The 20,898-nt window shown below is 61.7% G+C and carries 15 protein-coding genes and 4 pseudogenes; 3 read left to right on the top strand and 16 right to left on the bottom strand.

The annotated features are described in order from the left end of the window. Positions 1 to 2 precede the first annotated feature (2 nt). The 9 genes and pseudogenes from AB4N42_RS10340 to pcaR all read right to left on the bottom strand — a co-directional run bounded on the left by AB4N42_RS10340 (position 3) and on the right by pcaR (position 9,949). The gene (locus tag AB4N42_RS10340) at positions 3 to 1,367 is read right to left on the bottom strand and encodes a 3-carboxy-cis,cis-muconate cycloisomerase (RefSeq protein WP_460116143.1); all 1,365 of its coding nucleotides are present in this window, start codon (positions 1,365 to 1,367) and stop codon (positions 3 to 5) included. 217 nt (positions 1,368 to 1,584) lie between these two features. Beyond that, complete coding sequence (locus tag AB4N42_RS10335) at positions 1,585 to 2,880, bottom strand: MFS family transporter (RefSeq protein ID WP_217860173.1); 1,296 nt, start codon at positions 2,878 to 2,880, stop codon at positions 1,585 to 1,587. A gap of 302 nt (positions 2,881 to 3,182) precedes the next feature. Then, positions 3,183 to 3,749, bottom strand: a complete 567-nt coding sequence (pcaG, locus tag AB4N42_RS10330) for a protocatechuate 3,4-dioxygenase subunit alpha (RefSeq protein ID WP_460116142.1) — start codon at positions 3,747 to 3,749, stop codon at positions 3,183 to 3,185. 1 nt (position 3,750) lies between these two features. Continuing rightward, complete coding sequence (gene pcaH, locus AB4N42_RS10325; RefSeq protein WP_030142296.1) at positions 3,751 to 4,455, bottom strand: protocatechuate 3,4-dioxygenase subunit beta; 705 nt, start codon at positions 4,453 to 4,455, stop codon at positions 3,751 to 3,753. A 37-nt stretch (positions 4,456 to 4,492) separates the two neighbouring features. Continuing rightward, a pseudogene (gene pcaF / locus AB4N42_RS10320) lies at positions 4,493 to 5,700 on the bottom strand (3-oxoadipyl-CoA thiolase). Next, positions 5,697 to 6,476, bottom strand: coding sequence for a CoA-transferase subunit beta (locus tag AB4N42_RS10315; protein WP_323154528.1), 780 nt, complete (start codon positions 6,474 to 6,476; stop codon positions 5,697 to 5,699). The pseudogene pcaF and the gene AB4N42_RS10315 overlap by 4 nt, the downstream one beginning before the upstream one ends. After that, complete coding sequence (locus AB4N42_RS10310) at positions 6,473 to 7,333, bottom strand: CoA transferase subunit A (protein ID WP_217860175.1); 861 nt, start codon at positions 7,331 to 7,333, stop codon at positions 6,473 to 6,475. The genes AB4N42_RS10315 and AB4N42_RS10310 overlap by 4 nt, the downstream gene beginning before the upstream one ends. 303 nt (positions 7,334 to 7,636) lie before the next feature. Then, entirely contained in the window at positions 7,637 to 8,983 is a 1,347-nt protein-coding gene (locus AB4N42_RS10305; protein ID WP_460116141.1) for an aromatic acid/H+ symport family MFS transporter, read from the bottom strand. A 122-nt stretch (positions 8,984 to 9,105) separates the two neighbouring features. Next, a pseudogene (pcaR, locus tag AB4N42_RS10300) lies at positions 9,106 to 9,949 on the bottom strand (pca regulon transcriptional regulator PcaR). A gap of 566 nt (positions 9,950 to 10,515) precedes the next feature. Between pcaR and AB4N42_RS10295 the strand changes: the two are divergent. Beyond that, positions 10,516 to 10,716 carry a hypothetical protein gene (locus tag AB4N42_RS10295; protein ID WP_030142302.1) on the top strand — a complete coding sequence of 67 codons (201 nt, stop codon included), beginning with the start codon at positions 10,516 to 10,518 and terminating at the stop codon, positions 10,714 to 10,716. A gap of 363 nt (positions 10,717 to 11,079) precedes the next feature. Next, entirely contained in the window at positions 11,080 to 12,555 is a 1,476-nt protein-coding gene (locus AB4N42_RS10290) for an inorganic phosphate transporter (RefSeq protein WP_198798223.1), read from the top strand. 255 nt (positions 12,556 to 12,810) lie between these two features. On the opposite strand, the gene ccoM is transcribed toward AB4N42_RS10290, so the two are convergent. The 3 genes from ccoM to AB4N42_RS10275 all read right to left on the bottom strand — a co-directional run bounded on the left by ccoM (position 12,811) and on the right by AB4N42_RS10275 (position 13,649). Further along, on the bottom strand, positions 12,811 to 12,927 hold the full coding sequence (gene ccoM / locus AB4N42_RS10285) for a cytochrome c oxidase subunit CcoM (protein ID WP_030139315.1): 117 nt from the start codon (positions 12,925 to 12,927) through the stop codon (positions 12,811 to 12,813). Between the two features lie 145 nt (positions 12,928 to 13,072). Further along, on the bottom strand, positions 13,073 to 13,291 hold the full coding sequence (locus AB4N42_RS10280) for a hypothetical protein (protein ID WP_460116430.1): 219 nt from the start codon (positions 13,289 to 13,291) through the stop codon (positions 13,073 to 13,075). A gap of 16 nt (positions 13,292 to 13,307) precedes the next feature. Beyond that, on the bottom strand, positions 13,308 to 13,649 hold the full coding sequence (locus AB4N42_RS10275; RefSeq protein ID WP_030139316.1) for a hypothetical protein: 342 nt from the start codon (positions 13,647 to 13,649) through the stop codon (positions 13,308 to 13,310). A gap of 247 nt (positions 13,650 to 13,896) precedes the next feature. On the opposite strand from AB4N42_RS10275, the pseudogene rapA reads away from it, so the two are divergent. Further along, positions 13,897 to 16,745: pseudogene (gene rapA, locus AB4N42_RS10270) on the top strand (RNA polymerase-associated protein RapA). Positions 16,746 to 16,934: 189 nt separating this feature from the next. On the opposite strand, the gene AB4N42_RS10265 reads toward rapA, so the two are convergent. From AB4N42_RS10265 to AB4N42_RS10250, 4 genes and pseudogenes are all read right to left on the bottom strand, one after another. Next, a complete protein-coding gene (locus AB4N42_RS10265) occupies positions 16,935 to 17,771 on the bottom strand; it encodes a cache domain-containing protein (protein ID WP_217860177.1) in 837 nt (278 codons plus the stop codon). A 188-nt stretch (positions 17,772 to 17,959) separates the two neighbouring features. Then, positions 17,960 to 18,838, bottom strand: coding sequence for a hypothetical protein (locus AB4N42_RS10260; RefSeq protein WP_030139319.1), 879 nt, complete (start codon positions 18,836 to 18,838; stop codon positions 17,960 to 17,962). 107 nt (positions 18,839 to 18,945) lie between these two features. Then, positions 18,946 to 19,938, bottom strand: coding sequence for an NAD-dependent epimerase/dehydratase family protein (locus AB4N42_RS10255; protein ID WP_030139320.1), 993 nt, complete (start codon positions 19,936 to 19,938; stop codon positions 18,946 to 18,948). 55 nt (positions 19,939 to 19,993) lie between these two features. After that, positions 19,994 to 20,888: pseudogene (locus AB4N42_RS10250) on the bottom strand (LysR family transcriptional regulator ArgP). Positions 20,889 to 20,898 lie beyond the last annotated feature (10 nt).

The following is a 20,898-nucleotide window of genomic DNA, read 5'->3' as shown; positions in this document are numbered from 1 at the left end:
TTTCAGGCATTCAGGGCAAGGTGTTCGGCCACGGCCCGGGCAACCCAGGTCTGGGCCTGGCCGAGGTAATGGGCCGGGTCGAGCAGATGATCGAGCTCGGTCGTGGACAACTGCGCGGTGACCTGGGGTTCATCCCCCAGCACAGCGCGCAGATGCCGCTGTTCGGCCACGGCGCGCTTGCAGCATTGTTCGAGCAAGTGATGCGCGGTATCGCGCCCCACAAGTTGGGCCAGGACGATGCTCACCGCTTCCGCCAGCACCAACCCCTGGGTCAGTTCCAGGTTGCGGGCCATGCGCGCCGCATCCACGTCCAACCCTTCGGCCAGCAGTCGCGCCTGTTGCAAGGCACCGGAGACCAGGCAACAGATCTCCGGCAGGGTTTCCCATTCGGCGTGCCACAGGCCCAGGCTGCGCTCGTGTTCCTGGGGCATGGCGCTGAACAGTGTCGACAACAAGCCAGGCACGCGCGTCGCCGCGCCGATCAGCACCGCCGCACCAACCGGGTTGCGCTTGTGGGGCATGGTCGACGAACCGCCCTTGCCTGGCGCCGACGGCTCGAACGCTTCGCCGGCCTCGGTCTGCATCAACAGGCTGATGTCGCGCCCCAATTTGCCCAGGCTACCGGCGACCAACCCCAGCACCGCGCCGAACTCCACCAGACGATCGCGCTGGGTGTGCCACGGTTGTTCCGGCAGGGTCAGTTGCAGCTCGGCGGCCAGAGCTTCGGCCACCGGCAGCGCCTGTTCACCCAACGCGGCAAGTGTCCCGGAGGCGCCGCCGAATTGCAGCACCAGCAGACGCGGCTTGAGTTCGCGCAGGCGTTGTCGGCTGCGGGTAACCGCCCCCAGCCAACCGGCGATCTTCATGCCCAGGGTCACCGGCGTGGCGTGTTGCAACCAGGTGCGCCCGGCCAGCGGTGTGGCGGCATAGCGGTCAGCTTGTCGGGCCAGGGTGACGGCCAGTTGCGCCAGCTCTGCCTCGATCAAGCCCAACGCCTGGCGCAGTTGCAGCACCAACCCGCTGTCCATCACATCCTGGCTGGTGGCGCCCAGGTGCACGTAGCGTTCAGCCTCGGCGCTGTCGATGGCGATGCGCTTGCCCAACGCCTTCACCAGCGGGATCGCCGAATTGCCGGCGCTGGCAATTGCTTCGCTCAGCGCGGAAAAATCGTACAGCTGGGCACAGCACGCGTTCTCGATCGGCGCCACCGCGTCGGGGGGAATCAGCCCTACGCGCGCCTCGGCCCGGGCCAGCGCGGCCTCGACATCCAGCATCGCCTGGACCCGCCCCGCATCACAGAAGATCTCGCGCATGTCGCGGGCGGTGAAGTAGGCATCGAACAGCTGATTGGCCGGTCGTTCGCTCATAAACAGTCCTTCGGAAAATGGTTGCCTTTGTGGCCACTACTTGCTGTGGCGAGGGGATTTATCCCCGCTGGGGCGCGAAGCGGCCCTTAATACCTGCTCTCGTCAGACGACTGATCGAGCCGACCTTGGGGCTGCTGCGCAGCCCAACGGGGATAAATCCCCTCGCCACAGCAAGCTCCCTCGCCACAATGACTCAAACAAGCCTTAAGTGAATGGATCAAAGATCATGGTGCAAATACGTCGGTTGCTTGGGCAGGCGCAGGCTGAACAGGAACGCCACCACCATCATCACCGTGACATACCAATAAAACGCGTTCTCCATGCCTTGGGCTTTCAGGCTCAAGGCGACGTATTCCGCCGAGCCACCAAAAATCGCATTGGCCACCGCGTAAGCCAACCCTACTCCCAGCGCGCGCACTTCAGGTGGAAACATTTCGGCTTTCACCAGGCCACTGATGGAGGTATAGAAACTGACGATCGCCAGCGCGAACGTGATCAGCACAAAGGCCAAAAACGGGCTGCTGATGCTTTTCAGCGTCAGCAGGATTGGCACCGTGCACAGCGCCCCCAGGCCGCCGAACCAGAGCATGGAGTTACGCCGGCCGATCTTGTCCGCCAGCATGCCGAACAGCGGCTGCATGCACATATACAGGAACAGCGCGCCGGTCATGATGTAACTGGCGGTCTTGGCGTGCAGGCCCGCCGTGTTCACCAGGTATTTCTGCATGTAGGTGGTGAACGTGTAGAAAATCAACGAACCGCCCGCGGTATAGCCCAGCACGGTAATGAACGCGGCCTTGTGGTCGCGAAACAGCGCGGCGATGCTGCCGGCGTCCTTGTTTTCGCGCATTTCCTTGCTGCTGGTTTCCTTCAAGGAGCGGCGCAGGAACAGGGATATCACGGCCGCTATCGCGCCCACCACGAACGGAATCCGCCAGCCATAGGCACGCAGTTCGTCTTCGTTGAGAAACTGTTGCAGGATCACCACCAGCGACACCGCCAGCAGTTGTCCGCCAATCAGCGTCACGTACTGGAACGACGCAAAGAAGCCACGCTGGCCTTTCAGGGCGACTTCGCTCATGTAGGTGGCGGTGGTGCCGTATTCGCCGCCGACCGACAGGCCTTGCAGCAGGCGTGCGAACAACAGCAACAGCGGTGCCCAGACACCGATGTCCTTGTAGGTGGGCAGGCAGGCGATGAGCAACGAGCCGAAACACATCATCAGCACCGAGATCATCATTGAGTTCTTGCGCCCATGACGGTCCGCCACCCGACCGAAGATCCAGCCGCCGATGGGTCGCATCAGGAACCCGGCGGCGAACACACCGGCCGTGTTGACCAGTTGCACCGTCGGGTTGTCCGAGGGGAAGAAGGCCGGCGCGAAGTAAATCGCACAGAACGCATAGACATAGAAGTCGAACCATTCGACCAGGTTGCCGGATGAGGCACCGACGATGGCGAAGATGCGTTTGCTGCGCTCCTCACCGGTGTAGTGGCTGGTTGGGGTGGTCATGGGTTATTCACTCGTTGGGGCTGACGAAGTCTAGACACACTTCGTAACACTCCCGTTCCACAAACAGTTTTTCAACGTGTAGTGCCTGTACTACCGCCATCGCGAGCAAGCTCGCTCCCACAGGGATTGCATCATCTCTGTGGCGAGGGAGCTTGCTCCCGCTGGCTTGCGCCCGTAGGAGCTGCGATCTTTTCCCTGACACTTGAGCCTCAAGCGAAAGATCAAAAGATCAAAAGATCGCAGGCTTCGCCAGCTCCTACAAAGCCGAGCGGGAGCAAGCTCCCTCGCCACGGGGAGTTCATTCAATAATCGAAGAACACCGTCTCGGCATCCGTGCCCTGCAGGATCACGTTCCACTGATACACGCCCGACGCATCGGCCTTGGCGACGAGGGTGCCGCGACGCTCCTCGGGCACGCAGGCCAGCAGCGGGTCGGTTTCGTTGGCCGGCTCGCCATCGAAATAAATGCGCGTCAGCAAATGCTTGACCAACCCGCGGGCGAACACCAGCACCACCAGGTGCGGGGCCTGGGTCGTGCCTGCCAATCCCGGTACGGTGCCCGGCTTGATGGTGGTGAAGCGGAAGCGCCCTTCGGCATCCACCGGCACCCGGCCAAAGCCGTCGAAGTGCGGGTCCAAGGGTTTGTCCTGGTCGTCTTCCGGGTGCGCGTACTTGCCAGCGGCGTTGGCCTGCCAGACTTCCAGCATCGCGTCGTTGACGATTTGGCCGTTGCCATCGACCACCTGCCCGGTGATCGCCACGCGCTGGCCGAGCGTCTCGGCAACGGTCAGGTCTTCGCGGTTCAGCCATGTCAGGCCGATGTGGTAGTAAGGCCCGACGGTGTGGGACGTAGTGGCGTTGAGCGTCATCTTATTTCTCCATCGGCGTGGCATCGCGGCCGCGCAAGACGATGTCCCAGCGATAACCGAGGGCGTAGTGAGGGACGGTTTTTTCCAGGTCGAAACGGGCGATCAGGCGTTCCTTGGCACTTGTGTCCGGCACGCAGTTGTAGATCGGGTCGTATTCCAGCAACGGGTCGCCCGGAAAATACATCTGCGTCACCAGGCGCGTCAGGATGCTCGGCCCGAACAGTGAGAAATGGATGTGCGCCGGGCGCCAGGCGTTGTGGTGGTTGCCCCATGGGTAGGCGCCGGGCTTGATGGTCTGGAACTGATACCAGCCGTCGGCGTCGGTGACGGTGCGACCGGTGCCGGTGAAATTCGGATCCAGCGGCGCATCGTGGTCGTCACGGTCATGGTTGTAGCGACCGGCGGCGTTGGCCTGCCAGATCTCCACGAGGATGCCCGGCACTGGCTCGCCGTGCTCATCCAGTACGCGCCCGTGAATGATGATTCGTTCACCCAGCGGCTCGCCAGCATGCTGGGCGGTCAGGTCGTGGTCCTTCTCCTTCAGGCGATCGGCACCTACGGTCGGCCCGGTAATTTCCGACAGCGAATGAGGCAGGTACACCAGCGGCTTGGACGGCGAGCGCAGGTTGGTGGACTGGTACGGCGGGTGCAGATACTCCGGCTGGGTGCCCGCTTGTGGGCGACGATAACCAGGCTTGTCAGTCATGAAGCATTCCTCGGTTTCTTATTAGTAGAGCGACGCATCAGACGCGTTCGATCGCCAGCGCCAGACCTTGGCCGACGCCGACACACATGGTCGCCAAGCCTTTCTTGCCGCCTGTTTTTTCCAGATGATGCAGCGCTGTCATCACCAAGCGTGCGCCGCTCATGCCCAGCGGATGACCCAAGGCGATCGCCCCACCGTTCGGGTTGACTTGCGGCGCATCGTCCGCCAGTCCCAAGTCTCGCAATACCGCCAAACCTTGGCTGGCGAAGGCTTCGTTAAGCTCGATCACATCAAAATCCGCGACGGCCAATCCCAGGCGTTCGGTGAGTTTGCGCACCGCCGGCACCGGACCGATGCCCATCACCCGCGGCGCCACACCGGCGCTGGCCATGCCCAACACTTTGCCGCGGGGCGTCAGGCCATGTTTTTTTACTGCTTCGGCCGACGCCAGGATCAACGCGGCCGCGCCGTCATTGACGCCCGAAGCGTTGCCGAGGCGGTGACCGTCTTGTCCGGACCGTTGACCGGTTTGAGTTTGCTCAGGGTTTCCAGCGTGGTGTCAGGGCGAGGATGTTCATCCTGCTCGACCACGGTTTCGCCCTTTTTATGGGCGATGCGCACCGGCACGATTTCCTCGGCGAAAAACCCTGCCGCCTGGGCCGCCGCCGTGCGTTGCTGGCTGCGCAAGGCGAAAGCGTCCTGGTCGGCGCGGGACACCGCGTAATCATCCGCCACGTTATCAGCGGTTTGCGGCATCGCATCCACGCCGTACTGGGCTTTCATCAACGGGTTGATGAAACGCCAGCCGATGGTGGTGTCCTCCAGCTTCATGTTGCGGGAAAACGCCGCGTCGGCCTTGCCCATCACGAACGGTGCACGAGACATCGATTCCACGCCGCCGGCAATCGCCAGTTCCATCTCGCCACTGGCGATGGCGCGGAACGCGGTGCCAATAGCGTCCATGCCCGAGGCGCAGAGCCGGTTGAGGGTCACGCCGGGAATGCTTTCCGACAGGCCCGCCAACAGCAGCGCCATGCGCGCGACGTTGCGGTTGTCTTCACCGGCCTGGTTGGCGCAGCCGAGGAACACTTCGTCCACCGCGCTCCAATCCACCGATGGATTGCGCTCCATCAATGCCTTGATCGGCACGGCGGCCAGGTCATCGGCGCGCACGCCGGACAAACCGCCGCCAAACCGGCCGATGGGGGTTCGAATCGCATCACAGATATAAACGTCACGCATCAGGCTTCTCCCGGTGCCTGGCCATGGGCCGCCGCGGTACGAGCTTCCAGGTCGCGCAATGCGCGCAGCTCGACTTCGGTCGGCTCGGCGGTGGTGTGCACCTGGTCGGCGAAACGGATCGCCCACCCGGTGGCCGCAATAACTTGCTCGCGAGTCACGCCGGGGTGCAATGCGGTGACCACGAATTCATGGCTGCTGGCTTCCGGTTCCATGATGCACAAGTCGGTGATGATGCCCACCGGACCTGCGCCCGGCAGGCCCAGGCGCTTGCGCGAATCGCCGCCTTCGCCGTGACCGACCGAGGTGATGAAATCCAGCTTGTCGACAAACGAACGCGCCGACTGCTTGAGGATGATCAGCACGCTCTTGGCCGAACCGGCGATTTCCGGCGCGCCACCGGCACCCGGCAGGCGGACTTTCGGTTGATGGTAATCGCCCACCACCGTGGTGTTGATGTTGCCGAAACGGTCGACCTGGGCCGCGCCGAGGAAACCGACGTCGATACGTCCGCCCTGCAGCCAATAGCGAAAAATCTCACCGGTCGGGACGACAGTGTCCGCGGTTTCCGCCAGCTCGCCGTCGCCGATGGACAGTGGCAACACGCTGGGCTTGGCGCCGATCGGGCCGGATTCATAGATCAGCACGACGTCTGGCGATGAGGTCAGACGCGCCAGGTTGGCCGCTTTCGACGGCAGGCCGATGCCGACGAAGCACACGGCATTGTTCTTCAAGCGACGCGCCGCGGCGACGGTCATCATTTCGTTGGTGGTGTAGTTCATGCTTTCACCTGCGAAGCGGCTGCCAGTCGGGCCTGGAATTCACTGAAATCCCGGGTGCCGTGGATGTATTCGTTGATCCATGCGGTGAACGTCTCACGGTCCCGGGCGATCGGATCCCACGCCTGGTAGAAACGATTGTCACGCTCGGTGTAGCCGTGGGCGTAGGACGGATGGGCACCGCCGGGGACATGGCACACCGCGCTCAACGCCCAGGTCGGCAGCACGCAGGCGTTCATCGGCGCGTTCAGGTCGTCGACGATTTCTTCCACGGTGACGATGCAACGCTTGGCGGCCAGGGCGGCTTCTTTCTGCACGCCGAGAATGCCCCACAGCAGCACGTTGCCCTTGCGGTCGGCTTTCTGGGCGTGGATCACGGTGATGTCCGGGCGCACTGAAGGTACAGCGGCCAATACTTCACCGGTGAAGGGACAGGTCACGCTCTTGATCAGTGGGTTGACCTTCGGCAGGTCGGAACCGGCGTAGGCTCGCAGTACCGCGAACGGTAAGCCGGAGGCACCGGCGACGTAGGCATTGGCCAGGTCGGCGTGGCTGTGTTCTTCGATCTCCAGCGGGTGCGGCCATTGTTTTTCCACGGCATCGCGCAGGCGGTGCAAGGACCCGACGCCAGGGTTGCCGCCCCAGGAGAAAATCAACTTGCGAGCACAACCGGCGCCGATCAACTGGTCGTAGATCAGGTCAGGCGTCATGCGTACCAACGTCAGGTCTTTCTTGCCCTGGCGAATGATTTCATGACCCGCCGCCGTTGGTATCAGGTGCGTGAAGCCTTCGAGCGCGACGGTATCGCCGTCGTTGACGAATTGCTTCACCGCGTCGTGCAGCGAAAGGATTTCAGCCATGGGGCAGGCTCCCGTTTTTCCAGTAGACCGACGTGAAGAAAAAGGCGCGAGGTCAAGCGCCGGAGTGACTGAAGATTAAGCTTCGGGATGACGGCAAAACAATCCGATAATCGACTGAGTGTTCGTTTATCGAACAGATTGTTGTTTGGCTATCGATTTCCCCTGCCATCGGAAACACGCGGGACTGTGGCGAGGGAGCTTGCTCCCGCTGGGCTGCGTAGCAGCCCCAAAAATCAGGGCCGCTTCGCGCCCCAGCGGGAGCAAGCTCCCTCGCCACGGGTGAGGATTCAGGCTCGGAAAAACTCAGGTCGCATCCGCATGGCTGACCATGCCCTTGATCACCACCGCCGTGGTCGCCAGGGCCGCAGGAATGACCAACGCCGTCAGGACCTGCTCGAAGTTCCAGCCCAGGCCCAACAACGTCGCGCCCATCCAGGCGCCAAGGATCGCCCCGAACCGACCGATGCCCAGCATCCAGGAAACCCCGGTGGCCCGGCCCTGGGTCGGATAGAAGCGCGCCGCCAGGGAAGGCATCGCCGATTGCGCGCCGTTTACGCACATGCCGGCCACCAACACCAGGGTGGCGAGCAAGGTGATGTTGCCCAGGCTCTGCCCTACCGCGTAGGCAAACAGCCCGGCCATCAGATAGAAAATGCCGATGACCTTGTGCGGATTGAACCGGTCCATCGCCCACCCCACGCCGACCGCGCTCAAGACGCCGCCGAATTGAAACAACGCACCGATAAACGCGGCCTGTTCCATGCTCGCGCCACTGTCACGCATCAGGGTCGGTAGCCAACTGGTCAGGAGATAGACAATCACCAGCCCCATGAAATACGTCAGCCACAACAACAAAGTGCCAGCGCTGTAGGTCCCGGAGAAAATCACCGCCAGCACGTTGCGCGCCTTCACGGTTTTCTGTTCCGGCACACTGAAGCTGGATGCCTGGGCAATGGTCGAAGGATCAATCGGCGCCAAGGTCTTGCGCACTTTGTCCGTGCCACGGTTCCGCACCACCAGGTAACGCGCCGACTCGGGCAACCAGAACAACAGCACCACCGCCAGGATCAGTGGCAGGATTCCGCCGATCATCAACAGGCTGTGCCAGCCGAATGCCGGGATCAACTTGGCCGAAATGAACCCGCCGCCAGCCATGCCGAGGTTGAAGCCACAGAACATGCTCGTCACCAGCAGCGACTTCTTGCGCTCCGGCGTGTACTCGGAGAGCAGCGTCGTGGCGTTCGGCATGCCAGCGCCCAGGCCCAGGCCCGTCAGGAAACGCAGCACCAGCAATTGGTCGACATTGGTGCTGTAGGCGGAAGCCAGGCTGAATGCGCCGAACAGGGCGACGGCCCCGACCAGCACGACCTTGCGCCCGAAGCGGTCCGCCAGGGGCCCGGAACCCAACGCGCCGAAGACCATGCCGATCAGCGCGGCACTCATCACCGGTCCAAGGCTGGCCCGGTCGATGCCCCAGTCCTGGGACAGGGCCGGCGCGATGAAGCCCATGGCCGCCGTATCGAGGCCGTCGAGGAAAACAATCAGGAAACAGAGAATGACCACGCGCCACTGATAGCGCGAAAGCGGTTGAGCGTTGATGAAGGACTGCACATCGAGGCAAGTGCCTACGGAAGTCTGGGGCTGGTTCATTTTATTTTTATTCCACGCAAGGGACGCCAGATGACGCTGCGCGACATTAATGAGACCAGGCAAATACCGTCAATTCATCCCGGCCGACTGTGTGCGTTTATCGAACAACTTAGCCTGAACACTTAACTGAACAATTGCGCGCTGAGGTCCCGGCTGGCTCCCAGCAGGCCCGGCAGGAAGCGTTGCTCCAACTCGTTGCGGCTGACCCGACCCGCGTGGGTACTGACATTCAGCGCCGCGACCACCTGGCCCGATGCGTCATACACCGGCACGGCGATCGAGCGCAGGCCTTGCTCCAGTTCCTGGTCGACGATGCACCAGCCTTGTTGCCGAACCTGCTGCAGGCATTCGAGCAACGCCTCGGGTGTATGCAACGTCCGGCTGGTCTTGGCCTGCAAGTCGGCGTGGTCCAGGTAATCGCGCAACGACGCATCGTCCAGGGCAGCCAACAGGATCCTGCCCATCGATGTGCAATACGCCGAGCAGACGGCCGCCCACGGACAGATCCACGGAAATCAGCCGCTGGGTGGTGGCCGAGCGGGCGATATAGAGGATGTCGTCACCTTCGAGCGTCGCCATGTTGCAGGCCTCGTGCAGCTGCTCGCTCATGCGGTCCAGGTACGGCTGGGCGGACACGGCCAACGGTGTCGACGACAGATAGGCGTGACCCAGGGTCAGCACCTTGGGCAGCAACGAATAGGTACGTCCGTCGGTGGTGGCGTAGCCGAGCTTGATCAAGGTATGCAGGCAACGTCTGACCGCGGCGCGGGGGATTTCCGTGCGGTGGCTGATCTGGGCGATGGTCAGGTGCCGCTTGCGCTCCTGGAATGCCTGGACCACGGCCAGGCCGCGGGCCAGCGACGTCATGAAATCCGGATCGCCAGTCAACGCCTGGATCCGCTTGGCAGGCGAGGCAACGATCGGCGGCGCGACTGAGGTGAAAGCGTTGCGCAATTGGTCGTTCATGTCGGATCCTCTGCGGAATATCGGCTATTACAACTGGCGGGCCGGCAGACGCACAAGGACGGATCGCCGACACCGTTCGATTATCGAACCGCCGATCGATAATCGCAATCAAGTGATGATGAATCCATGTCCCGACTGACCCGCACAGCGCTTTCGAAAGCGGCCGGCAATGGACATGTCCCCACTCGAAAATTGAACTTGTCGCCAACAATGGCGTCAGGATATCGACAGTTAGGGAAATACGTCTGTTGACACAACTAGTCCATACAAATATTGATTCACACAAACAACCAGCGGTTTTATCTTTACCGATAGTGTTCTTCCAACGGACCGCTATAATGCGTTTCAGTGACGGCGAGGCCCATCGACCTTACCATCCGCAGGCACGACAGTTCATCGCTGTTGTGTCGCCTGCCGGTGCCTGAAGCACCTGTGGCCGCTTCCCCTGTATCGGCAACAACACGAAGCCCTGATGCTACGTCAGCTGTCAGCTCTGGTGCCGTGGCCGTCTGCATGTTCCCATGCAGTGCGTATCACCAGATTCAATTAATTAATTAGGTAACACTGTGACGAAAGACGAACTGCGCGCGGAACTTGAGCGCCAGGAACAACGTTACAAGGAAGTTTACGGCGGGGAGATCACCACCTACGCCGCGCAACCTGAACCGGAACGCAAACCTTGGCGTAAACGCGCCACCGTCCAGGATCAGGCGTTCAGCCAGGAACTTCAGAAGATGGAAAAGGAACTCAAGGCCGAAGAGAGCTAACCTCCGGGCTTGATGTTTTCTGTGGACGGTATCCGGTCGCCACCCTGGCCGGCCCTCGTCGTCAAGCGCCCGCCAAAAGCGGGCCGCCATTTTCGCCACCGCCGGTTGGGGGCGTTCATGACCGACCTCTCTTCCAGATATTTCATACACATTTTCAGGCCCCTTCCTACCCCGAGGAGAGGCGTGTCCGCAGGGCTTTCTGCCTTGTAAACAAAGGCTTGCAGCTCCCCGGCAAAACCATGCCACGCACGGTTTCCTCCCGATTATTTCGTAGAAGAATGTGACCGATGAGCAGGCAGTGCATCGATTACCGAGGTTTTCTGGCATAATCGCGCCCCCTTATTCCCGGGTCAGAAAACCTTCATGATCGATTTATTCAGCGGACTGGATGCTTGGGTGCTTGTGAGCCTCTTGCTCGCCCTGGCTTTTGTCCTCGCCTTCGAGTTCATCAACGGCTTTCATGACACCGCTAACGCGGTTGCCACTGTTATCTACACCAAAGCCATGCCACCTCACCTGGCGGTGTTCTTTTCCGGTGTGTTCAATTTCCTCGGCGTGCTGCTGGGCGGCGTGGGGGTGGCGTATGCCATCGTTCACTTGCTGCCGGTGGAACTGCTGATCAATGTGAACACCGGACACGGGCTGGCCATGGTGTTCTCGCTGCTCGCAGCGGCCATCACCTGGAACCTGGGCACCTGGTACTTCGGTATTCCAGCGTCCAGCTCCCACACGCTGATCGGTTCGATCCTCGGCGTCGGCCTGGCCAATGCGCTGATCAACGATATCCCGTTGGCCGACGGGGTGAACTGGCAGAAGGCGATCGATATCGGCGCTTCCCTGGTGTTCTCGCCCATGGCCGGCTTCCTCATCGCCGCCCTGGTGTTGATTGGCCTGAAGTGGTGGCGTCCATTGTCGAAGATGCACAAGACGCCAGAGCAGCGTCGCAAGATCGACGACAAGAAGCACCCGCCGTTCTGGAATCGCCTGGTCCTGGTGATCTCGGCCATGGCGGTCAGCTTTGTCCACGGTTCCAACGATGGCCAAAAAGGTATCGGCCTGATCATGCTGGTGCTGATCGGTATCGTGCCGGCGCAGTTCGTACTCGACCTGACCAGCACCACCTACCAGATCGAGCGTACTCGTGATGCGACCCTGCACCTGAGCCAGTTCTACACGCGCAACAGCGACTCCCTCGGTGAGTTCCTGGCGCTGGGCAAAAGCGTCGAAGGTGATCTGCCGGAGAAATTCCGTTGCAACCCGCAACAGACCGAACCGACGATCAACGCCCTGCTCGACACCCTCAAAGGCGTGGCGGACTACCACTCGCTGCCGTCGGAAAGACGCATCGAGGTTCGTCGCTACCTACTTTGCCTGGACGACACGGCGAAGAAGGTCGGCAAGTTGCCAGGCCTGGCGGCCCGCGAGAAAGACGACCTGAACAAGCTGCGCAAGGACCTGACCGCCACCACTGAATACGCCCCGTTCTGGGTGATCCTGGCGGTTGCCCTGGCACTCGGCCTGGGCACCATGGTCGGCTGGAAACGCGTGGTACTGACCATTGGCGAGAAGATCGGCAAGCAAGGCATGACCTATGCCCAAGGCATGTCGGCGCAGATCACCACCGCCTGCATGATTGGCGCGGCGAACATCTTCAGCCTGCCGGTTTCCACCACCCACGTGCTGTCTTCCGGCGTGGCGGGCACCATGGTCGCCAACAAGAGCGGCCTGCAAGGTGGCACCGTGCGCAACATTCTCCTGGCCTGGGTGCTGACCCTGCCAGCGACAGTCGCCCTGTCGGCCGGGCTGTTCTGGCTGGCGTCCAAGGCCTTGGGCAGCTGATTCCAGCGGCTCACAAAAAAAGGTGCGTTCCTTGCGGTTCGCACCTTTTTTTATGCCCGCACACCTGACAACTGTGGGAGCGGGCTTGCTCGCGAAGGCGGCGGGTCAGTTAGCGATGCAGTGGCTGACATGCCGCATTCGCGAGCAAGCCCGCTCCCACACTGATTTAGCGTTGCCCTAGAAAAAATGCGCACAAAAAAAAGGGCGACCGAAGTCGCCCAAAATGCCTTGCGTGCTCGTTGTCGCTGGAAAGACCTACGGCTTTTTGCGCTTGTGAGCGTCTTTCCAGATGAATAATCCGAAACCTGCGAAAAACACGAACATGAGGCCAACCGTCAATACACCGGCAAACACCACATTATCGATAAACATGACTGGCCTCCTGGTCTTGTCCCTGTTGCGATGGGTTCAAGTTAACCAATCAGGCCTGGATGAAAATTGACCGGCGTCAATAACGCCCGCAACGGGGCGCGAAGAGGGGGAAATAACTGATCTGCATCAATGGATCGAGGGGATTTCAGCGCTTTTTCGGTTTGTTTTTCGGCTTTTTCTTCGCCTTGCCCAAAGGCATCGCCTGTTCGAATGCCTGGCGAACTTCATTGAGGCGCTTTTCGTTGAGGTCATGGACGCGCTTGGCGCGTTCAGCACTGAAGTCGATCAGTTTGTCGTCTTGGCTCATGGCGTACGGCATCGTGCAGTGAATGGCGATGCGCCCATGATGCGGGCTGTCGGACATATTGGCAAAGCCCGGATCAGATCTGGATATCGACCCACAGGCCCTGGCGCGATTCCCCCTCCACCAGCGGGACAACCGGAACGGTGTTATCGGCGTTCAGTTCCGTGCCGGGGACCGCCAGGTGCTCCTCGGGATCCTCATCCGCTTCACGGCGGCGCCGGTTGCGCTCCTGCTGGCGCTGCTGTTCCTCGCGCAATAGCAGCGCGGCCTCTTCCGGATCGCGGTTCTGCAGGTCGATGGTGCTTTCGTTGGAGCTCTGTTGCACCGGGACCACGGGCGGTATGTCCGGTCGCTGGCGAACCGGATCCTGTTGAGCGGTGATGGGTACGGCGCTCAAAGGGAGCATGGGTGGCAACATAAAGGTCTCCTGTCTTCAGGTTGTCGGCCAAGGGAGGTGCGGCTTGAACCGCTGGTCCGAAACTTGTGACCTGGTTGGCATTACGCCCCGGCAGGACACAAGCTTGTTTGATCACCGAGCCCGCTTAAGTTCCCTTGGATCACTGGATGACAAGTCGCCGCGAAGGCTGCATGCGTGCGTAAATCCTTTGGTCTGACGGAGCATTCCGTTAAGATAGCCGGCTTTTTCAAGGCGGGAGTCAGGCAGCATGGCGCAGCAGTATCAACCGGGGCAACGCTGGATCAGTGACAGCGAAGCCGAGCTGGGTTTAGGCACCGTTCTGGCACAGGACGGCCGCTTGTTGACCGTGCTCTATCCGGCCACTGGCGACACTCGCCAGTACGCGCTACGGAATGCGCCCCTCACTCGCGTGCGGTTTTCGCCGGGTGACGTGATCACTCACTTCGAAGGCTGGAAAATGACCGTGCGCGAAGTCGATGACGTCGACGGGCTGCTGGTCTATCACGGCCTCAACGCACAGAACGAAGTCGTCACGCTGCCGGAAACCCAACTGTCGAACTTCATCCAGTTCCGCCTGGCCAGCGACCGCCTGTTCGCCGGCCAGATCGATCCCCTGGCGTGGTTCTCCCTGCGCTACCACACGCTGGAACACACCAGCCGCCAATTGCAGTCCCCGCTATGGGGCCTGGGTGGCGTACGTGCCCAGCCGATTGCCCATCAACTGCACATCGCCCGCGAAGTGGCCGACCGCATCGCGCCGCGCGTGTTGCTGGCGGACGAAGTGGGCCTGGGCAAGACCATCGAAGCCGGACTGATCATTCATCGGCAACTGCTCTCCGGCCGTGCCAACCGCATCCTGATCCTGGTGCCGGAAAACCTCCAGCACCAATGGCTGGTTGAAATGCGTCGGCGCTTCAATCTGCAGGTGGCGCTGTTCGACGAAGAGCGTTTCATCGAAAGTGATGCCAGCAACCCGTTCGAAGACACCCAACTGGCGTTGGTGGCACTGGAATGGCTGGTGGAAGACGAGAAAGCCCAGGACGCGCTGTTTGCCGCGGGTTGGGATCTGATGGTCGTCGACGAAGCCCACCACCTGGTGTGGCATGAAGATCACGTCAGCCCGCAATATGCGCTGGTGGAGCAGCTGGCCGAAACCATCCCCGGCGTGTTGCTGCTCACCGCGACCCCGGAGCAACTCGGCCAGGACAGTCACTTCGCCCGCCTGCGCCTGCTTGACCCGAATCGTTTCCATGACCTGCAGGCCTTCCGCGCCGAAAGCGAAAACTATCGCCCGGTGGCCGAGGCCGTCCAGGAGCTGCTGGACAAAGGTCGACTCTCGCCCCAAGCCCACAAGACCATCCAGGGTTTCCTGGGTAACGAAGGCGAAGCACTGCTGACCGCCGTCAACGATGGCGACATCGAAGCCAGCGCCCGCCTGGTTCGCGAGCTGCTGGACCGCCACGGCACCGGCCGCGTGCTGTTCCGCAATACCCGCGCCGCCGTACAAGGCTTCCCCGAGCGCAAGCTGCACGCCTATCCACTGCCGTGCCCGGACGAATACCTCGAACTGCCGTTGGGCGATCACGCCGAGCTGTACCCGGAAGTCAGCTTCCAGGCCCAGCCGGACGCCAGCGAAGAAGAGCGCTGGTGGAAATTCGACCCGCGCGTCGAGTGGCTGATCGACCAACTGAAAATGCTCAAGCGCACCAAGGTCCTGGTGATCTGCGCCCACGCGGAAACCGCCATGGACCTGGAGGACGCCCTGCGCGTGCGCTCCGGCATTCCGGCCACGGTTTTCCACGAAGGCATGAATATCCTCGAGCGTGACCGTGCCGCCGCCTACTTCGCCGATGAAGAGTTCGGCGCGCAAGTGCTGATCTGTTCGGAAATCGGCAGCGAAGGCCGCAACTTCCAATTCGCTCACCACTTGGTCCTGTTCGACCTGCCGTCGCACCCGGACCTGTTGGAGCAGCGGATCGGCCGCCTGGATCGGATCGGCCAGAAACACACCATCGAGCTGCACGTGCCCTACCTGGAAACCAGCCCGCAAGCGCGGCTGTTCCAGTGGTATCACGAAGCGCTGAATGCCTTCCTCAACACCTGCCCGACCGGCAACGCCTTGCAGCATCAGTTCGGTCCGCGCCTGTTGCCGTTGCTGGAAGAAGCCGACGATGGCGACTGGCAAGCGCTGATCGATGAGGCCCGCGCCGAGCGCGAGCGCCTGGAAGCCGAGCTGCACACCGGTCGCGACCGCCTGCTGGAGCTCAACTCCGGCGGCGCAGGCGAAGGTGACGCGCTGGTCGAAGCGATTCTCGAACAGGACGACCAGTTCGCCCTGCCGATCTACATGGAGACCCTGTTCGACGCCTTCGGCATCGACAGCGAGGACCACTCCGACAACGCGCTGATCCTCAAGCCGAGCGAAAAAATGCTCGACGCCAGTTTCCCGCTGGGCGACGACGAAGGCGTGACCATCACCTATGACCGCAACCAGGCGCTGTCTCGCGAAGACATGCAGTTCATCACCTGGGAGCATCCGATGGTGCAAGGCGGCATGGACCTGGTGCTGTCCGGCTCCATGGGCAACACCGCCGTGGCGCTGATCAAGAACAAGGCGCTCAAGCCCGGCACCGTGCTGCTGGAACTGCTGTACGTCAGCGAAGTGGTTGCCCCGCGCTCGCTGCAACTGGGCCGCTACCTGCCACCGGCCGCCTTGCGCTGCCTGTTGGACGCGAACGGCAACGACCTGGCGGCCCGGGTCTCGTTCGAGACCTTGAACGACCAGCTCGAAAGCGTGCCTCGCGCCAGCGCCAACAAGTTCATCCAGGCCCAGCGTGACCAGCTCGCGCCGCGGATCAATGCCGGCGAAGAGAAGATCACCCCGCGTCACGCCGAACGCGTGGCCGAGGCTCAACGTCGCCTGGCGGCTGATACCGAGGAAGAACTGGCCCGCTTGACCGCGCTGCAAGCGGTTAACCCTACTGTTCGGGACAGTGAGCTGGAGGCACTGCGCCTAAGCAACGTGAGCAGGGGTTGGCGATGCTGGAGAAGGCGGCGTTGCGGTTGGAGGCGATTCGGGTGTTGGTGGCCGGGTGATTTTCGGCTGGGTTATGGGTGTATATCCGTATCTTCGGCCTTAAAGCTGACCTGGTTCTGTTTTCACCTGTGGGAGCGGGCTTGCCCGCGAAGAGGCCGGCAGGTTCGATATCTTCATCGACTGTGCCGCCGCCTTCGCGAGCAAGCCCGCTCCCACAGTGGTTTTTCAACAGTCACGAATCTTGAAGTTCAAGGGCTGTAATATCCCACCGCCACCAGGAAATGTCCCGCCTTCTTCAAATACGCATGCTTGTTCTCAACCCTCCCCGTCACCGGATTCTTCCAGCGATACTCATATTCCCCAGCGTCCTGCTTGCCGATCATGGCCAGGATCGGCTCGCCCACAGGCTTGCCGTCCGGATCCTTGATCTTGGCGAAATCGGTATTGATCAACCGCAGGTTGGTGCCGTGCCCAACATAGCGACGGGTATCGAGGTCAACGACAAACACATACAAGTCGTCCTGAAGGTAGCCGCCCTTGAGCGAGTTGATCGCCGTCAGCGTGCCTTTCTCGTTCTTCAGCAAATCACCCGCCGCCTTGTCCAACAGCGCCCTCGCCTGTTCGGCGGAGGCCCTTGGCAGGTAGTAGCCAACCGCGAGGATTCGCTCGCCGACCCGCTGGAAATACACATGCTTGCGCTCGACCTTGCCGTCTGCCCAGTTCTGCCAACGATAGTCAGCCTGCTGGATACCGCTGGCCTCGGGGGTTTTCAGCGCCTCTTTGAAAGCCTTGCGCAAGTCAGGTCCCAGCACCTCGGAAACGTCACGCCCGATCAACGCTGATGAAGGACCGCCGCTGGCAAGCATTACGCCTTGGGTATCGACCACGAACACGTAGCGGTCCTTGTCGACGAATTCGCCCTGGCGGCTGAACGCGGCGAACGCTTTGTCGCCGTTGTCGTGGTAGTAGGCCAGGGCCTTTTCCAGCAATGCCCGGGCGGCCTGGCCGTCGTCCGGCGCGGCGGCCTGGGCCTGGACCAATATCAGCAGTGCGGCCAGCCCGGCCAGCCTTCGAATAAACCCCATGCGCGCGCCCTCGTTCTTGTTGGTGTTTCAAGAGCGTAGACGGCGTGGGATAAGTAGGAGCTGCCGAGTGCAACGAGGCTGCGATCTTTTCCCTGACAATTGAGTTTTGAGCGAAAGACCTGAAGATCAAAAGATCGCAGCCTTCGCCAGCGCCTACGGGGTAGGCGCTGGCCAAGAGCTACCCAGGCTTATTGGGACCGAGCGCTCAGTTGCTGCTGCAGGTACTGAATCTGCGATTGCAGCGTGTTGATGTTGCGGGTGACCTGGCCACGGAACGCATCGAATTCGGCGGTGTTGCCCGAACGGTTGTCCTGCTGGCTCTTGAGCACGACCATGTCCTGCTCCAGGCGCTCGATGGCCGAGTTGGAAGTGGCTCGCTTCAGGGCCGTGATGTCGGCACCGATGCTCTTGAGCTGGGCATCCAGGGCACCGCCCTCGCCTTGGTTCTTCAGGGCAGTCACTTCAGCCGTCAGCGTCTTGAGCTGGGCTTGGAGTTCTTTGTTGGCCGCCTGCAACTGAGCGGTGGCGTTTTCCTGTGCGCTGGCCTGGGTAATGATCTGGGCCAGTTCCTTGCCCAGGTCATCGGACGGACCGAACGCGCCTTGCTGCGGCTTGTTCACCTCCTGCAACCGGCTTTCGAATTGCCGGCCCTGCTCCTGCAGCTTGTTGTCCAACTGCTTGATCTGCAGTTTCAAGGCTTCACTGTCGCTCATGACATTTGACTGGCCGGCGACAACCTTGCCGGAAATGTCCTGCAAGCGCCCCGCCGCATCCTCGCTGATCCGGGCGAAGCTTTCCTGGGTGGCCACCAGTTGCTGTTCCATCAGGGAAATCTGCTGGAAGCTCCACCACGCCAGGAACGCGAAGGCGCACAGCAGCGCGCCGATCAGTGCCCACAACGGCCCTGTGCTCGGGCCCTTGACCTTGGCGGCCGCAACGGGCGCCGGACGCGCTTGCACGTGGGGCTGGCGGTTGGGCATGAAGTCATCGTCATCGGGAATGTCGGCCCGCATCCGCAGGCTCGGTACATCATCGAAGTCGTCGTTGGCATCGTTACGCATGGGCATGGGTCTAACCTTTGGGAAACCGGGGATGGCTTGATGTGGCGAGTATAACCCCCTCGCCCGCCGCACCCATTGACCCCGAACCGGGCACTCGGTTCATGACGGGGCGATCAGCGGGCGTCCTGGACACGCCACCAGGCGCAAAATTCATCGAGGGCGGTCCACAAACCGACCTGTGGATCGTAATCGAGATAGTGCCTGGCCCGACTGATGTCCAGGGTGAAATTTCTGTTCATGACCTGCATGCCCAGGCGCGACACCGTCGGTTCGGGGCGACCGGGCCAAAGCGCGCACAAACCTTCGTTCACGGCACCGAGGCTGTAGGCCAGCCCGTAGGGCCGATAACGCCTGACCTGCGGGACTTCCATTTTTCGCATCACGTAGTTGACCACGTCCCACAGCGGAACCGGCGTCCCGTTACTGATGTTGTAGGCCTTGCCCAACGCCGAATCCGTGGCCAGCAGGCTGCTGAGCAGCGCTTCATTGAGGTTCTGGACGCTGGTGAAATCCACTTTGTTCAGTCCGTTGCCGACAATCGCCAGCCGACCCTTGCGCTGCATTTTCAACAGGCGCGGGAAAATGCTCATGTCTCCGGCCCCGGTGACGAAGCGCGGCCGCAGCGCCAACACTTCCAGGCCGAACTCCTGGGCGCCGAAGACTTTCTGTTCCGCCAGGTATTTGGTGGCGGCGTAGGGATGCTTGAAGCGCTTGGGCACTTGTTCTTCCGTCAGTCCCACGTGGTCACGGCCATCGAAATAAATGGACGGGGACGACAGGTGCACCATCCGCCGAACCTTCTGCTTGAGGCAAGCCTCGACAACGTTTTCGGTGAGCTGGACATTACCCAGGTGAAAATCCTGATAGCGGCCCCACAGCCCCACTGAGCCGGCGCAATGCACCACCGCATCAACGTCCCGACACAGTTCACGGGCCAGTTCCGGGTCGCTCAGGTCGCCTGGGATGAATTCGGCGCCGCGCCTCACCAGGTGCTCGACGCTTTCGGCCCGGCGGCCGTTGACCCGAACATCCAGGCCTTGCTCCAGGGCGAAACGCGCAAAGCGTCCGCCGATGAAGCCGCTCGCGCCGGTGACGAGAATTTTCATGTAGTGCTCCGATGAAGAAGGTTTTGCGTATTGCGTGCAATCCTGACGCTGCGAATCAGCCCAACGGCACCAGCCACTGCCCAGACGCGCGAACCAGTTGTTCGGTCAACAAGCCGAGCAACTGGCCGCCATTGCGCCAATGATGCCAGTACAGCGGCACATCGATCGGTTTATCTGCCACCAGCTCCACCAGTTCGCCCCGCTCCAGTTGCTCACGGACCTGTAATTCCGGCACCAGCCCCCAGCCAAGCCCCGCCTCGGCAAGGCGAATGAAACCTTCGGATGACGGGCACAGGTGATGCTCGAACCCCCCTTCGACGCCGAGGGACGCAAGGTATCGGTGCTGCAGGAAATCATCCGGGCCGAACACCAGGGCCGGCGCGCGAGCCAGTTGATCGGCGCGCACTCCATCGGGGAAATGCCGGGCGATGAAGGCCCGATTGGCAAGGGCACGGTAACGCATGGCCCCCAGCAATACGCTGCGGGCACCCGCCACGGGACGCTCGCTGGCACAAACACAAGCCGCCACTTCGCCAGCACGCATGCGCTTGAGGCCAACGGTCTGGTCCTCTACCACCAAGTCCAGCAACAGATGCTGTTCGGCGCAGAATGTCCCCACGGCGCCGGCCCACCACGTCGCCAGACTGTCGGCATTCAAGGCAATCCGCAGGCGCTCGGGGAGTCCCTCCTCGTCCAACGCTGGTACCAGGCTTTGCAGATCACGCTCCAGCAACCTGACCTGCTGGACATGGTTGAGCAGGCGACGGCCGATCTCGGTCGGTGCCGTGCGGCGTGGCGCGCACCAGTACGGGCTGGCCAACGCGCGCCTCGAGCAATTTGATCCGCTGGGAAATGGCCGATTGCGACAACCCCAGGACCTGCGCGGCACGTTCGAAACCGGCCTGCTCGACCACGGCCGCCAGGGCGGAAAGCAATTTGTAGTCGAACATCAGTTTTCCT

Source organism: Pseudomonas sp. H2_D02 (genome assembly GCF_054677635.1).
This window is presented reverse-complemented; position numbering and strand designations above follow the sequence as displayed.